General features: G+C 57.3%; 17 protein-coding genes. 5 read left to right on the top strand and 12 right to left on the bottom strand.

The window, feature by feature from the left end:
• Window position 1 precedes the first annotated feature (1 nt).
• The 11 genes from icmH to K3757_RS18530 all read right to left on the bottom strand — a co-directional run bounded on the left by icmH (window position 2) and on the right by K3757_RS18530 (window position 11,962).
• Window positions 2-1,339 (bottom strand): type IVB secretion system protein IcmH/DotU, encoded by a 1,338-nt coding sequence (gene icmH, locus K3757_RS18580; protein WP_260001377.1) that lies wholly within the window; start codon window positions 1,337-1,339, stop codon window positions 2-4.
• Between the two features lie 4 nt (window positions 1,340-1,343).
• Entirely contained in the window at window positions 1,344-2,678 is a 1,335-nt protein-coding gene (tssK, locus tag K3757_RS18575; RefSeq protein WP_260001376.1) for a type VI secretion system baseplate subunit TssK, read from the bottom strand.
• Between the two features lie 16 nt (window positions 2,679-2,694).
• Window positions 2,695-3,159 (bottom strand): type VI secretion system lipoprotein TssJ, encoded by a 465-nt coding sequence (tssJ, locus tag K3757_RS18570; RefSeq protein ID WP_260001375.1) that lies wholly within the window; start codon window positions 3,157-3,159, stop codon window positions 2,695-2,697.
• Between the two features lies 1 nt (window position 3,160).
• Window positions 3,161-4,582: a type VI secretion system-associated FHA domain protein TagH gene (tagH, locus tag K3757_RS18565; RefSeq protein WP_260001374.1), complete on the bottom strand. Its 1,422-nt coding sequence runs from the start codon at window positions 4,580-4,582 to the stop codon at window positions 3,161-3,163.
• Entirely contained in the window at window positions 4,579-5,610 is a 1,032-nt protein-coding gene (tssG, locus tag K3757_RS18560) for a type VI secretion system baseplate subunit TssG (protein ID WP_260001373.1), read from the bottom strand. Before tssG ends, tagH begins: the two co-directional genes overlap by 4 nt.
• A complete protein-coding gene (tssF, locus tag K3757_RS18555) occupies window positions 5,574-7,451 on the bottom strand; it encodes a type VI secretion system baseplate subunit TssF (RefSeq protein WP_260001372.1) in 1,878 nt (625 codons plus the stop codon). The genes tssG and tssF overlap by 37 nt, the downstream gene beginning before the upstream one ends.
• The gene (tssE, locus tag K3757_RS18550) at window positions 7,451-8,173 is read right to left on the bottom strand and encodes a type VI secretion system baseplate subunit TssE (protein WP_260001370.1); all 723 of its coding nucleotides are present in this window, start codon (window positions 8,171-8,173) and stop codon (window positions 7,451-7,453) included. Before tssE ends, tssF begins: the two co-directional genes overlap by 1 nt.
• A 21-nt stretch (window positions 8,174-8,194) precedes the next feature.
• Window positions 8,195-8,683, bottom strand: a complete 489-nt coding sequence (locus tag K3757_RS18545) for a type VI secretion system tube protein Hcp (RefSeq protein WP_260001366.1) — start codon at window positions 8,681-8,683, stop codon at window positions 8,195-8,197.
• A gap of 30 nt (window positions 8,684-8,713) precedes the next feature.
• Window positions 8,714-10,219, bottom strand: a complete 1,506-nt coding sequence (gene tssC / locus K3757_RS18540) for a type VI secretion system contractile sheath large subunit (RefSeq protein WP_260001364.1) — start codon at window positions 10,217-10,219, stop codon at window positions 8,714-8,716.
• Between the two features lie 2 nt (window positions 10,220-10,221).
• Window positions 10,222-10,758, bottom strand: a complete 537-nt coding sequence (gene tssB / locus K3757_RS18535) for a type VI secretion system contractile sheath small subunit (RefSeq protein ID WP_260001362.1) — start codon at window positions 10,756-10,758, stop codon at window positions 10,222-10,224.
• Window positions 10,759-10,831: 73 nt separating this feature from the next.
• Window positions 10,832-11,962, bottom strand: coding sequence for an ImpA family type VI secretion system protein (locus K3757_RS18530; RefSeq protein ID WP_260001360.1), 1,131 nt, complete (start codon window positions 11,960-11,962; stop codon window positions 10,832-10,834).
• Between the two features lie 395 nt (window positions 11,963-12,357).
• Here K3757_RS18530 and K3757_RS18525 point away from each other — a divergent pair, with 395 nt between their 5' ends.
• The 5 genes from K3757_RS18525 to K3757_RS18505 all read left to right on the top strand — a co-directional run bounded on the left by K3757_RS18525 (window position 12,358) and on the right by K3757_RS18505 (window position 16,794).
• The gene (locus K3757_RS18525) at window positions 12,358-12,774 is read left to right on the top strand and encodes a DUF6484 domain-containing protein (RefSeq protein WP_260001359.1); all 417 of its coding nucleotides are present in this window, start codon (window positions 12,358-12,360) and stop codon (window positions 12,772-12,774) included.
• A gap of 4 nt (window positions 12,775-12,778) precedes the next feature.
• A complete protein-coding gene (locus tag K3757_RS18520; RefSeq protein WP_260001358.1) occupies window positions 12,779-13,936 on the top strand; it encodes a hypothetical protein in 1,158 nt (385 codons plus the stop codon).
• A gap of 282 nt (window positions 13,937-14,218) precedes the next feature.
• Entirely contained in the window at window positions 14,219-14,965 is a 747-nt protein-coding gene (locus K3757_RS18515; RefSeq protein WP_260001356.1) for an SDR family oxidoreductase, read from the top strand.
• A gap of 46 nt (window positions 14,966-15,011) precedes the next feature.
• Window positions 15,012-15,857: a fumarylacetoacetate hydrolase family protein gene (locus K3757_RS18510; protein WP_260001355.1), complete on the top strand. Its 846-nt coding sequence runs from the start codon at window positions 15,012-15,014 to the stop codon at window positions 15,855-15,857.
• Window positions 15,850-16,794, top strand: coding sequence for a 2-hydroxyacid dehydrogenase (locus K3757_RS18505; protein ID WP_260001354.1), 945 nt, complete (start codon window positions 15,850-15,852; stop codon window positions 16,792-16,794). The genes K3757_RS18510 and K3757_RS18505 overlap by 8 nt, the downstream gene beginning before the upstream one ends.
• Window positions 16,795-16,827: 33 nt before the next feature.
• Here K3757_RS18505 and K3757_RS18500 read toward each other — a convergent pair whose 3' ends face one another.
• Complete coding sequence (locus tag K3757_RS18500; RefSeq protein ID WP_260001353.1) at window positions 16,828-20,274, bottom strand: hypothetical protein; 3,447 nt, start codon at window positions 20,272-20,274, stop codon at window positions 16,828-16,830.
• Window positions 20,275-20,276 lie beyond the last annotated feature (2 nt).

Raw genomic sequence — 20,276 nt, 5'->3', positions numbered from 1 at the left:
TTCAGACTTTCTTTTGAAGAATGATTTCGACACGCCGGTTCCGCGCGCGTCCCTCACGGGTGGCGTTGTCGGCGATCGGATCGGTTGCCGCCTTACCATCGGATGTGACCAGTTCCGCGGGCACACCAGCGGCAACCAACATATCCGCGATGGTTCTTGCGCGCGCTTCCGACAGGCCCTGATTTGACCGGAAAGGGTTGGACTTGCGCACCTGAATACTATCAGTGTGGCCAACCACCCGAATGGAGCCTACGAATTCCACGTTCTCGGCAATCACACCCGCAATGCTTTTGATCAGCGGGGCATATTCCGGATTAAGGTCTGCTTTGGCGGACCGGAAAACCTCTGGTGCGGTTGCTTGGACGACCACGACAGCGATTGAGACATCCTCCCGTCCGGTTAGCGCATTCGCGGTCTGTTCCGGCGCGGCAGCGCCAAACAGCGGAAGCAGTTCGAACACCAGCGGATCCGCAGTTAACTGCGGCCCGCCAACCGTATCAATGACCGGCCGAAAAATGTCGGCCCGCTCTGGCGGCGGCAGAACCCCCGCCAAGGTAAACAATTGCTCCCCCCTATTCGAAAGCTGAACGCCAAGCCCCACATAAACAGCCGTTATCACGGCGAGTGCCATCAGACCGATCGACCACAAAGGAACGATGAAACGCTTGTCTTCATCCTCGGCCTGGACACCTTTCCAATGAGGCGCTAGCGGCGCATCCGCCGAGTCACGATCGCGTAACAGACGGCTCATCTGGCCGCGCGTGCGGGCGATTTCTGCTTCGCCCTGCCCGCCTTCGCGCCGGTATTTTCCCCGAAACCCCAATGATAGACACAGAAATACCAGTTCCATTAACTCAGGATCGCGTTCTGGAAACCGGATGAGATCCTCGGCCAGATCAAAGAACCGCTCGCCCGCATCAACATTCCCGTAAAGCGACACCACAAGCGGCATGCGAGGCCACCCGCTGTTGCCCCCCCAAGGTGTATTCAGCGCGATGTCATCCAAAAGCGCAGCAACGAACCATGCCCCCTGATCTGCCCGTGTCAGTGGCACACCCGCTGAAACCGCGCTGTCGCGCGACTGTGTCAGTGTATCAAGAAGACGGGATCGCAGCACATCGGGATTTTCCGGAACTGTCGCCCGCTCCAGCTCTGGTGCCAGCCCCAAAAGGGTGGCGTAAGCGTTTACCAGCGGATTATCATTTGATCGCGCGGTGCGCACAGGCCCGCCGCGCGGTGGAGCCGCTGTCGGATGGGCCCCTGCCCCATTACGGCGCACGGGCCGAATGCGGGTCCGGCCGGCGTCGTTTTCAAGGCCAAAGGGATCATCACCATTCATAGCATCACCGACTGACCGCGTAGCAGTCGATTTCAGGTGCCCGTTCGAATTTTCCGGCAACACCTACGACAAAACCGGGAGCATCCTGCAGCGCGGCCCAATGCTCGGACTGGCGATCAAGTTCAAGGCACAACCGATCGCCATCATAGGGGATTTCGCGTGGTTGGCTGTTCAACGGTTTTAGCGGTATTCCGGTAAGCCGCGATTTCCACAGCGTGTCGAATTGATCGGCAGCGCCGACGGTTGCCTGATCCACAAAGAATTTTCGCAGCATTTTTTCCGACATGTCGCCACCAATTCGCAGCACAATGCGGCTGTTCTTGACGATCTCCGGGTTGTCTATCCGGACGGTCCAAACGTTTTCAGAATGGTTTGAGACACGCAAAGACCGCGACTTCGGCTCCACATGCCGAAGAGACAGCACCAGCGAGCGCAAAGTGTCCGCCAACGCTTGAAAACTGGTCTGCGGATCAATGTGAGAATAGGCAGGCAGGTCCCCCAACCGCCGCGCAGACGCGCCGTAGGTTGCCATCCGTCCGGCAAGGCCCGCAAGCTCTTGATAAAGCTCAGCGGGATGAGTGTTGTTCTGATCGGCCAGATGCGCCAATCGGGGTCGGGTGCTATTGGCCAATTCAAGGATCAGCAGGTTCTCCATCGACGCACCTGTACCGCCCAGCACCATGGCACCATGGGCGTCGGCGATCCGGTCCATCCCGTTCACCAGCTCTTTGAGAAGCTGACCGTACCAATCAACTGCCTCCAAACGCAGTGCCGGTGCAAGAAACCCCGGATCAAGCGAGATAACGCCATCTGCAGTCAAACCTTGCAACCGCGCGATCGGCATCGTGACATAGCCTGCGGTCTCATCACCGGGCAGCAAAATCTTGGGCGCCAGACGGGCGACTTCGATCTGGGTGGCTTCGGCACCGCCGCGGATAATATCGCGCGCCTCGATGATAGCACCGCGATACCGCGTGCCCGAAGGTTCCTCGTGGGCTGGATCAATCAGCGCCGAACCTGCCGACTCCGACGGAATGGCAAGATGGACAAGGCCCGCTTCGGTTTTCGCGGTCACCGAAACGGGCGCTAGTTGGGTCGTGCTTTCAGGTACGCTGATAAATGTCCCGTCAGGCAAAAATCCCTTTGCTGTTTCCACAGCAATCTGGCCGGTATCCAGCGCCACAGGGTCCAGCTTGAGATTCATAAAGCCAAAGCTGGACTGGGGCTGTGCCGCGAGCGTCTGCCGCAGCAGCCAGTCAGTGTGTCGGTCTTGTTGCTGAAAATGCTGGGTACGCAAAAACAGCCCTTCGAACCAGACGACCTTGTTCCTATCCGTCATATCCATCCTTTACAGATCAGGCTGTTGAAAGCGCCAAACCATTTGAGCCAACATTGATGATAAGCCCCGAGTTGGCTGCGGGTGCGCCTATCTTTGACCGCACCGTGCGACCGTTCGGATCGCGGAAACCGCCAACCACGCCAATTACGCTGACGCCGGGCTGGATGGTGATTGCCTTGGTTGCAACTTCCCCCGGGGCCAGCACGATCTGGTCGGACCGGATCAGATCAGCCCCAATCGCGCTTGCCGGATCCTGAAGTGCAAAGTAGTCGGCTTTGTCAAAAGCAGCCGCACTGGATAATTGCAGCACCGTTAAGGTGACCGGACGATCACCGCCGCCGGGCCCCGGGTTCATACCCGCACGGCTTTGCGCGCTTACGGCCAGAACCGCAGGTGCCGCCTCCCCCATGCAGCCCGCCAACAGCGCGCCCCCTGCCAATGTCGTCGTGGTTAGAAAACTGCGTCGTGAAAAATAAGTCATGTCATTCCTTCCTTCTGTTTTCATAAGCGTCTCTGAAATCGGCCCCGACATCTCCTAGAAACTGCTTTTCAGCAGTCGCCGCGATATCGCGGTAGCGGTCTTCGTAGATTTGCCAAAGCTTGGCACTACGCCCACCTGCGACGAGGGATTCAAGCAATCCCACGTCGTCCATCTCCTTCGCGATTTCTTCAGGGTCGAACTTGTCTATCATCCGCCGCAAAGCGATTTGCAGCGCGCTCCATGTCCGGACTTGATGATCTGTGAGATCGCGAAACGCGCCCTGTACCGCATCGGTTGGCGCGAGGTAGCCGCGCCCGCGTGGACGGACCAGCGCGCTCAATGCATCCTCAGGCGTCGCAAGAAACTTCAACGGGTTTACGTTTTCGCTTGCGACAATGGTCTGTGCCACGCGCACCTTCTGCTTCTCCTGCGCTCGGGTGCGCAGCAACAGCATCAACCCCTTTACCATCTCGTGCATGCACGCGCCCAGATGTTCCATCTCTGCTAGCGGATCATCCGTTGGCATCTGCGCCGGATCGATCCCCATCCCCCGCAACAATGCATCCCGTAGATCTTCATCGGGGCGCGCCGCTGCGGGTTGGTCGCGGCGTGGTTCCGGATTCGGGTCAGAGGCTGGCCGTTCCGGCTCCCGCGTTTGCGGTCTGTCACCTTCCGGAAATGCCGGCGTGGCATCGCGTGGCTCACCGTGAAACTGGTCAGCACTGGCGGGCGACTGATCCCAATCTCCGAAAATATCCGGTTTGTGATCTGGCTTGCCAGAAGCTGCTGCGGTCTGACCCTCAGGCGCGATTGAATGCTCGTCAGGGTCATCCTCAAAAAACCCACCAGACGGTTTTGGCCCGTCATTTTGCGGCGCCTCTTCGACACTTTTCCGCAGGTCCAAGCCGAACGGATCGCCTTGGTTCAACGGTCGGGGTGAGCGTGGGACTTCTTTGTGGCGGGCTTGTTCGGTGTTGTCTTGCCGCAGGCCGAAAGGGTCAGGCAAGGCGGAAGGACGTTCGGGCGGCGCTACTGGTGCGGGCGGATCATCCTCGGGAAGAAAATAGCTCGATTTCTTCGGAGGCGTTTCCACAGGTTCTTGCACCCCTGTTGCCTTCTCGATCCGAAAGGTGAAATCCCCCAGATGCAGGCGCATACCCGGTTCAATCACTTCGACATTGCCCAACCCTACAGGATTTGCGGCGTTATCAATAAACAGCCCACCCGAGGACGCATCAGTGACCACAACTTTGCCATTCTCTTCGCTGATCACACAATGTCTGCGCGATATGAACATCTTGGGATCGTCGATCTGCCAATCGGCATCAGCGCTGCGCCCGATGGTCATTTGACCGCCAGAATAGACGCGCTCCATCTCCGACTGTTTTACAGGAGCCGTTTCAATGACAAGACGCAGTTTCATCCTGCCATCCTTTCCGGTCCGGTTATGTTTGAGAAAGAAAGGTCATCTGCACCCGATCTCTTTTTCGGAGCAAGCCACGACGTACGCCCCAATCGGCAGTTGCCCAATTTGGCGACAGGCACCTCATCGGGTGCCAGTATCATCCGCAAGCTGAAATTGATGTCCTTACCGGCAGCAAATACCAGCGCTTGTTTGAGCCTGCTCCATGCGTCCGGATCATCAAGAAAGGCGTTGAACTGTTGCACCGTCAACGGGCCTAGCTGCAGCTCTGCATGGCTTTGCCTGTCGAATATGCGCGCGCCAACAACACAGCCTGTTCCCAGACCCGCATGCTGTTGCCCCAAGCTGCTTTGCAAGTGATCGGGGATATCGATCCAGCGGCCTTGAAATTCGGCCAACCGCACGGAAACCCCCAACACCGTCTCCAGAAAAGCACAAAGCCGCTCGGGGCTGCGTGCCTCCATTACCAGTGATGTCGCATGGCGCAATTTCGCACCGTCCAGCCGGATATCGCCAGTGGTGGTTCCGGGCAGACCTTGACCTGCCAGCGCCCGCATCATCGCGGTGACGCGCCCACCGTTGCCATGCGCAATGTTGATCTGGGGTTGTGCATCAGCCCACGCGCGCCAGTAAAGCGCGATAAGCCGGTGCTGCAGCATATTGATGAAATCGAGAAATGACGTATCGGCAGTAGCACCGCTGCTGTCGCCGGCGAACCAACGGTTCGAAAGACGTGCCATAATCCAGCGCGTCATGTGCAAGGGCATCGGCCCTTCCGGGCCGATGAGGCCAAGCACATTCACACTGATCTGTGGTTTGCCGGTTTTCGGATCGGTGGATACATTCGCCACATCACTTGCGGCAAAAGACATGCGTGCAGACTGGCCCAAGCGCGCCGGTTCATTGCCCGCACTTCCGGCGCGGCCAAACCGCAGGTCGTCTGTCTCCAACTGGCGCAGCAGTTCAAAGAAATCCATTCTTGCCGCGTTTGTCAGATCAGGGCGCGTGTGCCCGTGGTCATCGGCCATGTTACCTCCGTCTGTTGTTGGGTCAGGCGCGTCTTTGTGCGCACGAAGGAATTGATCGCAGTGTGGCGCGCAAAAAGCTGCGCAAGTAAGACAGAAAGCAGCAGACTGCTGCCGCCCGTCAAAAGCGCATCATTGATATCAAGCGTGATTTCAGTCCCATGCCCGAAGCACAAAGGCCCCGCGACCGCCAGCCGCTCAACCAATGGGCGCGACTGTAGCCCAACGATTGCGGCGCCATGACGCCGCAGCGCAGGATCGCCCCGATCTGCATAAAGCTTGATCAAAGCGCGCAGCGGCTCCGCACCGGCGTCACCTTCGGCAAGCGAAATATGATTGAGGCTTAGCTGGGAAATCCAGCGCCACGTGAGGTCATCAATCTGCCGCTCGTCTGAGGCACCGGACGGCAAAGCGGCGCGCAAAGACGACCGCGGTCTGCGCATCGGAGACAGCAAGGCGACCGATTGAACCGGATCGCCGGAATCCAGCGTGAGCTTGGGCGTGTCATCCAGAATGGGGAGGTCGCGATTGGTGCACAATGCGCGCACATCCAGCCGCCGTAACGGGCGCGCAGGGCGGGCATGGCTTGGCCGCCCGACAGAAATATAGAAATCATCGCCGGTATAACTGGAACGGGTCTGGCCCCTTCGGACTTCCTCGGTATCAGGGCGGCGCGCACGTCGATCCGCCGAATAGACATGACCGCTGTCAGCTTCGGCCTCCACCGAAAATAACGGCGTTACCTGAGCCTGCGGACCATCCGTCTCTGCATCCTCGACCCGCAGCAACCGATATATCTCAAAGTCACGCGGCCGCGTGCGATCGGCCTGAACGATGTGATGTGCCGCATTACGGCGCAGCTCCACCAGATTACACTCGTGCTCAAAAAGATTGACCACCGGCGTTGTGAAGAGACTGAAATCCTTTGCGCTTATCCCAGCCAGATCAGTCCGCTCCTCGCTGAGCAGCACGACAATCTCAAGCTTGTTGCCACCCGTAGCACGCACCATCGGAGCGAGCCCTGAAAGCCGCATGTAGTAAAACCGCGGCGGCATTAAGAAATATTCGCGCAGCAGGCGGTAGCCTTCGAATGATGACCGCACCCGAGGAAGCAGAGCATCATCATCACTGACGCCGATCATACCGGGGCGGTCTATCCCCTCAAAAGGCGTGCTCTTGTGCGCCGGCCGTGCCACCGCGCCTGCGCCAAAGCCGAACACAGCGTCAAATATCACGCCTCCGCGTGATCCCGCCCCGAAATAGAGATCAAGTGCATCCAGCGACAATTCGTCAAGCTGCCCCGCCCCGTCACGCGCAATGGTAATCCGGATGCCCGCAGCGGCCCCGCGCGCCACAGTATTCCCGATCCCCGCCTGAGCCAGCGCACCTTTGTCCTGCAAATACTCAACGTCAGAGATCGTAATGGGCCAAAGGTGAACAGCTTGTGCCGTTGTATAGGTGCAGCGCGTCTGCTGCCCCTCGCGCAAGCCCGAAATCAGACGGGTGCCACGTTTCATCACATGCCCGTCCAGCATCCGCTGAACCTGTGGGCCAGCCCGCATAGCCGCCATTGTCATTGCAGGCGCCGGTCCACCCAGATCAGGGTAAAGAGTATCAATAAGCGCGCGCACATAGCGGCTCGACTCTCCGTCTACTTTCAGCCTTGTACGGGCTGCCAGATACGCAACGCCCTCAAGCAGCCTTTCTACATAAGGATCGGGACAGGGAATGGAATCAAGCGCAAGATTACGGGCAACATTTGGATGCAGCGCCGCGAATTCCTCGGCCATTGTGCGGATGTGACCCAGCTCTTCTTCATAATATTCCAGAAACGCCTGATCCATCACCGCGCCTCCAATGTGGTCAAGGCACGCCCATTGTCGAGATCGACACTGGTGGAAAGGCGCAAGCGTTCAGGGACAGGCGACAACAGCAATATGCCGTCAATGTCGATGCGCATACCGATCTTGTCTCCGGTACGGACACGCACCTTTACACTGTCCTTTTTCAACCGCGGCTCAAACGTATTGAGCACGGCCTTTATCTCACGGGCCAGATCATCCTTGTCGAAGTCCGAACCGGAACGCCCCGAGAATGACGGCACCCCGTAGTTGAGAACACTGGCACGCACATGCGGGAATTCTGCCAGCTGGCTGGCAGGGCTGTCATGCGCAAGTGTTTCGCGATCGGTCAGCAAGAACTGGGCCTCCAGTCGTTCAATGTTGAAAAGCATTTCGATGTCGCGGCGCACGGCCTCACGCAACACATCAGAGGTGACAACTACGCCGCCCTCTTCGAGCCTGCGCTTGCGCGTCAACAACAGAACCAGCCGATGCGCCAGCTGCTTGGTATCCTCATCCAGATCGGTGCGACGCTCTATGCCGCGGGCACCACCACTGACCAGCGCTGCCACCTGCTCCGCATCTCCAAGAGCCTTGGTCAGGTCGCGCTGCAACGCATCACGTTCAGCGGAAATGCCCGGCAATTCATCCACCAGCCTGTCCCAAAGGGACGGCTGAACCGCTTCTTGCCGGGCTACTGCAGTGCTTTCATCGCGATCCGCCATCAGACGCTGCCAGACCTCCGGTCAGACGCCTGCCGCGATGTCATAAGTCACCTCATGCTCACCACCGGCAGAGTGGTCATCTTCCTGAACCGTGTACTTGTAGGTGACGTTTTCGAAGACGAGACCAAGTTCTTCCTCAATCATCTGGCCATCCTCTTCGTCACCAACGCCCACCATCTCGTATTTCGAGATGGTCACATTTTCCATGGTGATGATCAGATAATCGAGATGCGCCTCACCGGAGTCCTTTCGCACAGACAGGACCATATCCGGAAAGGATTTACCCTGCATACAGGCCAGCGCGAGATAAACCGAAGCTGCATCAACAAACTTCTTGAGGTTCAGCGCAGATACCTGCGCACGGGCCCGCGCACGGCCCTTGCCAACCTGTGCCGCAGACCCCTGTTCGATGTTCCACATGATGTCATGGATATCAATTTCTTCCTCATGATCCACGCGTTGTGATTCACCTGCGATATCGCCGATCTTTAAATACGCTGTAAGTGGCATTTCAATTCTCCAATGTGTTCAAATTTAAAATCAGGATTTGACGGAAGGCAGTTCAGAAACCAGACGCAGCGAAGCGTTGATGCCTTCCAGTTGGTAATGAGGCCGCAGAAAAAAGCGCGCATTGTAATAGCCGGGACGGCCCTCAACGCTGTCCACTTGCACTTCGGCCGCTGCAAGAGGACGTTTTGCTTTGGCCTTATCGTCAGCCATCGCTGGGTTGGCCAAAACATAGCGGTTAATCCACTCGCTCAGCCAAATTTGCATATCGGCGCGTTCCTTGAACGTACCGACCTTGTCCCGCGCAATTGCCTTGAGATAATGCGCAAAGCGACTGACGGGGAACAGATAGGGCAGATTTGCCGATAGCCGCTCGTTTGCCTGCGCGTCAGGGTCCACCAAACGACCCGCACGGGTTTCGTCATCCTGCAAGCTATGTGCGCCAATAAATGCGGCGACATCGGTGTTCTTCCGGTGCAGGATCGGCATCATGCCAAGCTTCGCCAGCTCGGCCTCTCGGCGGTCGTCGATAGCGATTTCGGTGGGGCATTTCATCGCCGTCGATCCATCGTCCGTCGGGAAAGTATGCACGGGCAAGTTCATCACAGTGCCACCGGATTCAACACCGCGGATCTGCGTGCCCCAGCCCGAGATTTTGTGGCTGCGGTTGATGTTCACGCCCATCGCATAGGCCGCATTCATCCACACATAGTGGTCATGCTGCCCGTCGATTTCCTCTTCGAAGTCAAACCCTTTGACCGGAACGGTTTCAGCCCCGTAAGGCAAACGGCCAAGTACGCGCGGCATCGCAAGTCCGATGTAACGCGCATCCTCGCTTTCGCGAAGACTTTGCCAGCTTGCATAATCAGGGCTTGAGACGATCTGTTCCAAATCCTGCGGGTTCGGCAGCTCCTGCCAGCTTTCCATACGAAAAAGCTGCGGAGCAGCCGCCGCGACAAACGGCGCATGCGCAGAGGCGCAGATCCCCGACAGGTTACGCAAAAGGCTTACGTCCTTGGGCTTGTGGCTGAATTCGTAGTCCCCGACGATAGCCCCGAACGGCTCTCCACCGAACATGGAATACTCATCGCTGTATATCTTTTTGAAGATCGGCGATTGGTCCCACATCTGGCCTTCGTAATCTTCCAGATGATCGCCCAGATCGTCCTTTGCGATGTTCAGCACGCGGATTTTTAGCTTTTGATCCGTCTCGGTGTTGTTCACCAGATAGTGCAGGCCGCGCCAGCTACCCTCCATCTTGCGGACTTCCGGAGAATGCAGGATTTCATTCATTTGGGTCGACAACATCCCGTCGATGCCCGCGATCAACGATTTGATCGACTTGACCGCGTTTCCTGAAATCGCGGCGGTCCCTGCACGTTCTTTCGCGGCAAGAGCCAGATTTGACACCAGCGCCTGAAGCTTTTCGCCCTCGCTGTCTTTGACACGGAAATCCTTCTCCAGAAGATCGCTGAATTCGCCCAGATCAAGCGCTTCGGCTTCGGCGGCACCTGCGTCTGCTTGTTTCTCTTCGGCCATGCTCAGCTCTCCTTGTCAGATGTTGCAGCCATCGCCTGCTCGGCGGCTTGCGCCAGCAGCGGCTCATTCGTCAAAAGCTGGGCAATGCGTTTTTCAGCATCCACCTTGCCATCCATATAGCTCAGCAGCTCTTCGAGCTGTTTGCGCATTTTCAGAAGCTCGTTCAGTTGCGGCACCTGTTCGGCCACCTTATCCGGGGCGAAATCGCTCATGCTTTTGAACGACAGATCAACGAATAACTCTTCGTCGACATCGGCCCCCTCTTCACCCGGCAGGGTATTTTTGACCCGCGCTTTTACACGTGGGCTGAGGGCTTCCATGAATTTGTTGAAACGACCCGCGTCCGTCTCGACAAAGGTCCGGTCGTTGATGGGCTTTTTAGCTTCGCGCGTTTCCGAAGCACCGGCCAGATCTGCCATCACACCCATCACAAAGGGCAGCTCTATCGTCGTTGGACTGCCGTAGTGTTCCACGTCATAGGCAATCTGCACCCTTGGCGCGCGATTGCGTTCGATTACCTTCTGCTTACTGTCAGCCACTAATAATTCCTCCAATGCAAAAATAAAAAATGTTCAATTGGTCTGCTAAATTCGCCACCGATATGGTGCAGCGTCACTTTTTCTTCGTGTCTTCCACTCCCGCCACGCTTCGAAACTCCTTCAGCCCCGAGGGCGCGATTTCCTCCATAATTTCGAGGAAATCCATCGCCACCATGCGCCGCATCCGCCGTGCAAGATGCGGCATAGGGCTACCCGGTTCGGTCCGTTCATAAAACGCAATGATCCGGTCGAGACTTTGTTCAACATCAGCACGCGACGCGATCACGCCTGGCGTGGAGGCCGCCGAACCGCCTCCTTTAGCTGCGCTTGCTTCTTTCACTACGGAAGCCGCCGGATTATCCTCTGTCACGGGGGCATCCTCCTGCGTAGCGCGCACGGCTTCTTCCAGTGTTTTCCGACACAGCGCCAAAAACTCCTCCATCTCGGGCATCGCAAGACCGCTCTGGTCGGTAACCTGCATCGCTTCGGCAATGGCTTTGCTCAATGCAGTCAGCCCTGCCTCACAGGCAATGATGTCAGCAATCAGGCTGGCCATCTCGTCTGCTTGCTCTGCGGCCAACATGCGGGTGGCTGCTTTTACCCGATTTGTCAGCTGACTATGCGCGGCGGACAGCGCATCCTTCTCTGACTGGCTCAATCCAGATGCGGCCTTTGCCAGCATTTCAAAATCACTGAGCGCCGCATTGGCCAGATCATCACCGGAAATTGGTCCGATCCCACGGGGGTTAAGCAGCACACCAAACCGCATATCGCCCAGCAATCCGCTGTCGTCATTTTCCAACTGCCGCAACGCATTCAATCTGGGCAGGGCCGCTGCCTTCTGGTCATCACGGTCTCGTAAAGCCGGGTGCAGGTTGTCCCAGTATTGGGTCACCGTCTGCGCCAGAAAATCCAGCGCCGAAGCAAATGCCCCAAACCCTTCTACGTTGAAATGCGCCCTTGTGAGCAGCACCAGCAGACGTAAATCACGTCCTTCGTCGGCCAAATCCTGACCATCATGAATAATTTTGTCCCAATCAACATTCGGAGCTGAATCGTTTAAAGTACCATCTTCGTTGACCCGTGCGATCTTTGCTGCAGGATCTGTCAGCCGCTCCAAATCGTGAAACCGCAGATCGTGACGCAATTCTATACCGGAGGAAAACTCCCCCTTGATCGGCACAAGGAGGCGGTCAAAATCCATCCCTCTCGGCCTTCTAATATCTAAAATACAACTCAGAGTGTTGCACGGGATTTTGATTCTGGCAACAATTCGGAACGTATGGAATTCCTCCATACCCAGACCAAGCCAAGTCACCTAGACTATGTCGGATTTTGCGACAGCTTTGGGAAAGCGCCCTAACCGGTTCCTTAAGACGCCTTATAACAAGGCCGATTAGCCCCTGATCAAATTGATCCATCAAAGTTTCAGCGCCTGTAAACCACGTGTCAAATTTTGCCACGCCAACCCGTCAGGCAATGAGCAACGATACAAAAAGACCTCAAAAAGTATTGGGAAAACTACAGCGAAGCTCCTATCCTCAACCTCAACGGGAGTCGCTGTTTAACGAACGCGAAGGGCGTGGAAGGAAGGTTCTTGTGAAGGTAGATCAGTCACTTGGCGGTGTGATCATCGGGATGCTAATGGGATTCAAGGAAGGCAAACCGCAGGTCGTCTTTCCCGAAAACCCTGCTGCGCATGCAATAGATGCGCGCGCCCTTGCCCGGCTTGGACCTGATGATGTTGGCTCACAGGTTGCACTATTGTTCGAGGACGGCAGGCGCGACCGCCCCCTGATCATCGGCCGTATTCTGCACCCCGAGCCCACATCAAAATCCGTCGTTCGGGACGGCGAACTGGTGTCCATCGTGGCCAACGAACGCATTGAACTGCGCGTCGGAAAGGCTGCGATCATCATGGAAAAGGACGGTCATATCACCATTCGAGGCAGCGAACTTGTCACCCACGCGAGCGGATCAAACCGGATACGCGGCGCCTCCATTGACCTGAACTAGCGCAATGTTGGACAAGCAGGCAGTCATACCCGATATCCTGCGTCAGCACGTTGAAGGTGCGTCCTTTTTCTGGATGCAGCGCGGACGGCTGTTCCATGATCCCGAAATGGGAACAGCGCAGTTGGGTCGTAATGATCTGCGCCTGTCAGCGCATTTGGCGGCGGCTATGGCGTCCGGCCCCGACACCCTTGCCGAGGCTGAACGCCGCTTTGAGGATTTTCCGGAGGACGGAGAAATCTTTGCGTGGCTCGCGCCTGCTCTGCTCGCGGAAGACCCGAGTATCCCCCACATTCTTGAAAGGGTCGCAGTGGCAGATCCTAAGGCCTGGCGTGGCGCCTCTGGTGCCGTCGCTTGGGTTAGCATCGACGCGTTAAAGCCCTTTGTCAGCGCGTGGTCCAAATCGCACAAACCGCTTCAAAGGTATTTGGCACTTTCCGCTTTCACCCATTACCGCGTCGATCCGGGCGACGAGCTTACCCGCTATCTGCGCGACACGGACCATCACGTGCGTGCCCGCGCGCTGCGGTTGGCGGGTGAACTGGGCAATCTAGACCGGCTCCCAAAGATTTTGGCTGCGATGACAACAGCCAATGATCCAACGGAGCAATTTTGGGCGGCACGCAGCGCAATGCTGCTGGGGGATCGGTCCGCAAGCAGCCGCTCAATGCGGAAAATCGCCGAAGGCAACACGCTCCATGCGGACGCAGCTTTGGAGCTGGTTGTGTTGTCAGAGACAGGCGATGAGTTGCGGCGGTGGTTAGGGACGTTGATCCAGACGCCAGATCGGCGCGCAGCCGCGATCGAAATTTCGGGACTGGTTGATGACCCCGCAGTTATACATTGGCTGCTCTCGAAATGCACTGATCCTAGCGATGCAACGGCGGTTACTCGGGCCCTTCGGATTGCCCTACCCTTTGATCTGGAGGACGCCAACGTGCTGATTTCCGATCCCGATCTGTTACCTTCCGGTTTTGCAGGCCTTGATGGCGGCCCTTGGGCTGTGGCCGACCGTGTGCGCACCGTTTTGGACGCCGAAAAACAACCAGAGCCATTTACAAACTTGCCAAGCCTACGCCAGAAGGCACTTGCCGCAGCGTTGAATACCCCCGGTCATATCTTGAGTGAATGGCGTGCTTTCGCCCCGTACCCTGCTTGGTCCTAAGGGCACGTCTTTAGACGTATCGTATCTGCCGGATTGTTTTTGAGACCATATGTTCTGCGCCCAGATCGGCATTAAGTTTGGCACCGTTTCAGGGTTTCGCGGCGGCACCCCATGAACATATCACGCTGGCCTTCCTGCACTAGCGCACCCATCAAAAATTCATTTGGAACAGGGCGCGTCCCGCTGTCCAAAGATTGCAAGATGCTGTGGCTAAGTGAGTTTGACTGGCGTAGCCTCTCCAAGAATCCGGTGTATCCTGCGGTTCCCAATGGAGAAGTTGCGATGACAAACAAGCGATTGGTCGGAAAACGCGTATTGGTCACGGCTGCGGGTCAGGGTATTGGACGGGCCAGCGCGCTGGCCATGGCAGCCGAGGGCGCACAGGTGTTTGCCACCGATGTAAATGTCGATGCTTTGGCCACCCTTGAAGGCGTCGAAGCATTTGTTCTGGATGCCCGCGACAACCACAGCGTTGAAGAAGGGGTCGCACGCGCAAAGCCCGAGGTTCTGTTCAACTGCGCAGGCTTTGTACATCACGGTACTATCCTTGATGCGACAGACGACGAACTAGATTTTGCATTTGATCTCAATCTGCGATCCATGGTGCGCACGATCCGCGCAGCCTTGCCCAGAATGCTGAAACGAGGAAAAGGGTCCATCATCAACATGTCATCCGCGTGTTCCTCGGTGATCGGCGCGCCCGACCGTTTTATCTACGGCACGACCAAGGCCGCCGTCATCGGCCTGACAAAATCCGTCGCGGTAGACTATGTTGCGCAGGGCATCAGATGTAACTGTATTTGCCCCGGCACCGTCGAAAGCCCCAGCTGGCATGACCGCGTTGACGTGCTTGGAAAAATTCTGGGCAGCAAGGAAGAGGCCATGCAACAGTTTGTATCCCGCCAACCCATGGGGCGCGTAGCAACCGCAGAGGAAATCGCAGCACTGGTGGTATATCTGGCCAGCGACGATTCCGCCTTTACCACGGGACACCCCCATATCATCGACGGAGGATGGTCAGGACAGTGACCTCAACCACCCTCCCCTCCAACATTCAAAAGACAAAGGATAATACATGAAACTGGTAAGATACGGCGCGACCGGGACCGAAAAACCCGGCCTGATGGATGGCGACACTTTGCGCGATCTGTCTGCCCATGTGGCCGACATTACAGGTGACATGCTGGATGACGCCAGCCTTGCGAAATTGCGGGCGATTGACCCCGCCACCCTACCCGAAGTCACAGGCGCGCCCCGCATTGGCCCATGCGTCGGGAACATCGGAAAATTCCTGTGCATCGGTCTTAACTATTCGGACCATGCCGCAGAAACAGGCGCCGCAATCCCCGAACATCCGATCCTGTTCTTCAAAGCCAACTCCGCGATTGTCGGGCCCAACGATGATGTTGTGATGCCGCGCGGCTCAACCCACACCGACTGGGAGGTTGAGCTGGGCGTGGTGATCGGCAAAAAGGCAAAATATGTCTCGAAGGAAGACGCGCTGGATTATGTCGCAGGATACTGCGTCATCAATGACGTCTCTGAACGCCACTTCCAGACCCAGTTGACCGGACAATGGACCAAGGGAAAAAGCTGTGACACCTTCGGCCCAACCGGCCCATGGCTCGTCACACGCGACGAAGTACCCGACCCGCAGGCACTTTCCATGTCACTAGACGTGAATGGCAAGCGGATGCAGAACGGCAATACCGCGACGATGATCTTTTCTGTGGCCGAGATCATCGAACATCTGAGCGGGCTGATGACCCTTCATCCCGGTGATGTGATCACCACAGGCACGCCCCCCGGCGTCGGTATGGGCATGAAGCCAACGCCGGTTTACCTGAAAAAGGGCGATGTGATGGAACTGACCATCGAAGGCTTGGGCGTACAGCGTCAGAAGGTGGATGAAGATGCCTGAAGTTTTGCTGATAGGGGGCGCATCAGACGCGATGCTAACCCGGATGGAAGCGGCATGCACCCTTCACCAATGGGCGGATCATGACATGGCTTGGCTGCAAAGTAACGGTGCAGCGATCACCCATGTTGTCACAAACGGGGGGGCCGGTGTTCAACCCGCCATCATGGACGCCCTGCCCAACCTCAAGATGATCTCCTGCTACGGCGTGGGGTATGATTCCATCGACGCGGCAGAAGCCGTGCGGCGCGGCATCATGGTGACTCACACACCGGATGTTCTGAATGCCGAGGTCGCGACAACCGCAGTGTTGCTGATGCTGGCCTGCTACCGTGAAATGCGGCGTGACGATGCCTATGTCCGTTCCGGAGCGTGGGAAACCCACGGCGCTGCGCCACTGACACGGTCGGCGGAAAACCAGACTATTGGCATCCTTGGTCTGGGACGGATCGGTCAGGCCATTGCAGATAAGCTCGCGCCCTGGAACCCCACGATCGTCTACCATAGCCGGAGCAAGAAGGATGTGGCGTACACTTACTACGCTGATCTGACCGACATGGCCGCTGCCTGCGATGTCCTGATCTGCATCACGCCAGGCGGACCAAGCACCAATAAACTGGTCAACGCGGATGTCTTGGCAGCACTTGGTCCCGACGGCACGCTGATCAACGTCTCACGCGGTTCGGTGGTGGACGAAGCAGCCCTCATAGACGCGCTGCAATCGGGCGCACTGGGCTGGGCCGGTCTGGATGTATTCGAGCATGAACCACATGTGCCCAAAGCGTTGCGAGATCTGCCGAACACGGTTCTGCTGCCCCATGCCGGCAGTGCCACCGTCGAAACACGCGCAGCCATGGGCGCGCTGACCGTCGATAATCTGCTGCAACATATTGAAAAAGGCACCGTCATCAGCGCAATACCTGAATGCGCCGATCTCTAGGTGGTAAAGGGCGGGCGCATTTTGCCCGCCCGGTTAGAACTTGGCGATGAAGTTGATGAACACGCCTTCGTCGTCATAGGTCAGGTCCGTCAGATCATCCGAGAAGCGGCCCGTGTTATAGCCGACACCAAGCTTCACGTTGTTCCCGATATGACGGTACGCCGCGCCAAGAATGCCGACTTCTGACAGGCCTGCATCCGTCGCATCCAGATATCGCGCTTCAAGCAGAAGATCCCACTTGTGGGTCAGGTGATAGCGCGCGTTGACCACAGCCAGATAGGCATCGTTGTCAGCCAACGGGATCGTCTCATCCGGAGAAGACTGCCCCCAACGGCCACCGATTTTACCGCCCACCGTCCATTGCTGGTTCAGGTCATAATCGGCATCCAGTGACAGAACATGGCTGGTCTGACGTGGTCCACGCTCGGTTGAACTGTCGATCTCCTGCCCGATCGTGTCCTTTAGGAAGCGGTATTTGAACAATATGTTCAGACGGTCGTTGTCGACCGGACGGAAGGCATAGCCCACCTGCGCGTCAATGTATTTGCCCGACAGGATGGATGTATCATCCGTATCCGTATCCGCATAATCCAAAGAGAAAACCATGCGCTGGTTTTCGTTGATTTTATAACGGGCCGAACTGACGAACAGGAAGGCATCGCTGTCACGGTCAGACCCGAAGGTTTCACCACGGTCGCGGCGGAACTCGGCGCGGGCGCGCCATGACAGCCCCTTATCATTCTCGAAACGTGCGCCCAGCGACAGGGCCTTGCGATCCAGATCGCCGTTCACGTCATCACGGACCTGACCAAATTCATAGCTACCCGTGAAGGTCAGCTGTTCGGTGCTGCGATATTCCACACCATAGGTGCTGGTCAACGAACGGTGGCGACCGAATAGATCATAAGTGTTCTCTCCGTAGACATCGACATCCTCATGCACTGCGCGGCGGCCACCGGCTACATATTGCCCGCCATCACGGCCCACCAGATCAGTACCGGAAAATTCACGCCCGGGATCAAGACGGTAGCCAAGATAGACATTGTCGGTGTCGTTGCGCTGATAGGTCAACAGTGCCGCACCAGCTGCCCCTTGTGAACCGTCCGAAAGTTCGCCCTCGAACGTCCACTTCTCTGCGAAACGGTAGCGGATACCGACACCCAGACGATCATTCTTTTCCAACCCGCCAGAGCGGTCCACAGTCGTTTGACCAAAAACGTACCAAGTGAAATCTTCGCTTTGCTCAACGGTGGCGCGCACACCCACATCCGTGCGGCGCCCGTTTTCGTCAGCATCACCAGACGGGGTATTCTGCTCAAGGTGCTCAATACCGAATTCAAGCTTCACACGCTCGGTCAACAGGTAAGCAATCTCGGCCCCGCCTTCATTCTTTGTCCGGCCGTCATCATCCTCAAAACTGTCGTAGTAAAAGCGGTACGCGGTACGCTCGTTCGCCTCAAGATCAAGGGCCACGCCCCACAGTTCCTCGTCAACGCGGGTTTCATAATCCAGCGTCGAGAATCCTGCATCGCGGGTTTCATAGTAGGCTGACACCATGCCGGGCATCTTCAACCCAACGTCTTGAAGATCCAATTGAACGCGCGCGGCGAAAGCATCTCCCGTGCCATCTGTTATCCCTGCCGTAGGGTCATTCTGAATAATCAAACCCCCGTCGGTGGACAGGCTCGAGCCAAAACCCGGTCCTTCGGTTTGGGCGAACTCAAGCGCCAGAAAGCTTCGCTCGGTCAGCTCCCACAGCAGGTCAGCGGATTGCGCTGTCTGGTCAGCAATGTCGGTCTGCTCAACGATGCCGGTATAGCCAAGGCGTACGTTGTCGCCGACCCAGCCTTCAACGCGGCCACCGTAGCTGTAGCCGTCCACATCACCTGCGACGGGTGTATATTCATAATTCGCCACCAGCAGCACATCATAGTCACCACCCGCCTGCCCGATAACCGAGCCAGTGCTGGCCGATCCGCTAAGCGGTTCGGAAAGGATGATTGTGCCTTGTAGATAGTTGATGCGGTAATCCCGTCCGGCTGAAAGGGTACGGGTTTCGACAACGCGGCCGGTATCACGGTCCCGCAGTTCAACCCGCAACGTCTCTGAATCCACAGAGATATCCTGCCGCTGCAAGAAGTAGACCGAACCACCCGTTCCAAGGAAGCTCTCACGGCCCGGCAAGTTGTCGGGGCTTGCTGCATAGGCTTCAACCGAAACGCGCGACTGGCCGCGACTGGTGGTTTGCGGGCTGCGGTAGACACCTTGCGCGCCGTAAAGCGTGCGTTCGTTGCGCAGATAATATCCGCCCTGCACCGATGCTTTGTAGTTGCCCCACATGATGTGGCTGCCGTTGCGTTCCGCCCGCAGATAGAATTTGCCGTCCGTCGGGGCGCCTTCTTCATAAGTGCTATCATCACCGTAAGTCGGGTAGGCATTCTCGCGTTGCAGGCGCAGCAGCACATTCAGCGGGTCTTTTTCATCCAGATTGCGGAAGATGTCGGACAGGTCTTCTTCACCCGTATCAACAGATCCTGTCAGCACCCAACCATTCTGCGTCTTGCCCTTGGCGTAGCCCGCAATGCGGCCATAGCTGAACGTCTTGTCATATTCTTCGCCAGCGGCATCAACGCCACCTTCCAGACGGCGGCCATAGGTCAGGTCAACAATACCCGTATAGAACCACTCGGCGCGCGGGATCAGAATATCACGCTCTATATAGGTGTTCTCTCCTGCCCCGCTGACACGCACGGCAACAGCCTGATCGCCCGCAGGCAGGATACGCTGCAACACAAAGGCACCGGATGCATCGGGGCGAATTTGCTCGCCCAGAGTGCTGACGACAGCGCCTTGACGCACGTCTGTGCCGCTGATCGTGACCGCGCCGCCATAGACGGGAATGCGGCGGATACCGCCAGCGTCTTCCCCCAGTTCAGGAGGAGGTGCAGTAATGTCGGTTTCTTCGTCCACATCGACAGGACGCAAAGGCAATGGGCGTGTTTCATCAAAGCGGCCGTTGGCGTCATAGACGCGGTAGGTCATCAGCAGGTTGTCGCCCTCTGGCAGGCGCAAGCTGGCACTGCCATTGGCCGCGATGGGCGTGCTTGCCACTACCCGCGCACCACCGCGGGCGTCAGGATCAATCACGCGGATTTCCCCCCGCGTGACATAGGCCGGATAGTTCATCTGGCTTTGTACCTGAAGGGTCTCACCCGCGCGCGGAGATCGCTCATTCGTCACAAGGGCCGTCAGGCGCGGCTTTACTTCCAGCCCGTCGAACTGCACGCGCAGCTTCGCACGCTCCAACGCACGGTCTTCGCGTGCTTTGGTTGTGGAAAGACGCGGATCGCCGGACACCGTCTGTCCGTCGATAGAGATGCTAAATCCCGAACCTTCCTGCGCCATGGTGGCCGCAGAAAGAGCCAGAAACGATACGCCGGTCAAAACGACAAGGCGCGGGGATACCATTTTCTTAATCATTA

Source organism: Sulfitobacter sp. S223 (genome assembly GCF_025143825.1).
In the GTDB taxonomy this organism is placed as follows: domain Bacteria; phylum Pseudomonadota; class Alphaproteobacteria; order Rhodobacterales; family Rhodobacteraceae; genus Sulfitobacter.
This window is presented reverse-complemented; position numbering and strand designations above follow the sequence as displayed.

Bases quoted from the DNA above. Each gene is read 5' to 3' on its own strand.
- icmH (WP_260001377.1), bottom strand. From the start codon at position 1,339: ATGAATGGTGATGATCCCTTTGGCCTTGAAAACGACGCCGGCCGGACC.
- tssK (WP_260001376.1), bottom strand. From the start codon at position 2,678: ATGACGGATAGGAACAAGGTCGTCTGGTTCGAAGGGCTGTTTTTGCGT.
- tssJ (WP_260001375.1), bottom strand. From the start codon at position 3,159: ATGACTTATTTTTCACGACGCAGTTTTCTAACCACGACGACATTGGCA.
- tagH (WP_260001374.1), bottom strand. From the start codon at position 4,582: ATGAAACTGCGTCTTGTCATTGAAACGGCTCCTGTAAAACAGTCGGAG.
- tssG (WP_260001373.1), bottom strand. From the start codon at position 5,610: ATGGCCGATGACCACGGGCACACGCGCCCTGATCTGACAAACGCGGCA.
- tssF (WP_260001372.1), bottom strand. From the start codon at position 7,451: ATGGATCAGGCGTTTCTGGAATATTATGAAGAAGAGCTGGGTCACATC.
- tssE (WP_260001370.1), bottom strand. From the start codon at position 8,173: ATGGCGGATCGCGATGAAAGCACTGCAGTAGCCCGGCAAGAAGCGGTT.
- K3757_RS18545 (WP_260001366.1), bottom strand. From the start codon at position 8,683: ATGCCACTTACAGCGTATTTAAAGATCGGCGATATCGCAGGTGAATCA.
- tssC (WP_260001364.1), bottom strand. From the start codon at position 10,219: ATGGCCGAAGAGAAACAAGCAGACGCAGGTGCCGCCGAAGCCGAAGCG.
- K3757_RS18530 (WP_260001360.1), bottom strand. From the start codon at position 11,962: ATGGATTTTGACCGCCTCCTTGTGCCGATCAAGGGGGAGTTTTCCTCC.
- K3757_RS18520 (WP_260001358.1), top strand. From the start codon at position 12,779: ATGTTGGACAAGCAGGCAGTCATACCCGATATCCTGCGTCAGCACGTT.
- K3757_RS18515 (WP_260001356.1), top strand. From the start codon at position 14,219: ATGACAAACAAGCGATTGGTCGGAAAACGCGTATTGGTCACGGCTGCG.
- K3757_RS18510 (WP_260001355.1), top strand. From the start codon at position 15,012: ATGAAACTGGTAAGATACGGCGCGACCGGGACCGAAAAACCCGGCCTG.
- K3757_RS18505 (WP_260001354.1), top strand. From the start codon at position 15,850: ATGCCTGAAGTTTTGCTGATAGGGGGCGCATCAGACGCGATGCTAACC.
- K3757_RS18500 (WP_260001353.1), bottom strand. From the start codon at position 20,274: ATGATTAAGAAAATGGTATCCCCGCGCCTTGTCGTTTTGACCGGCGTA.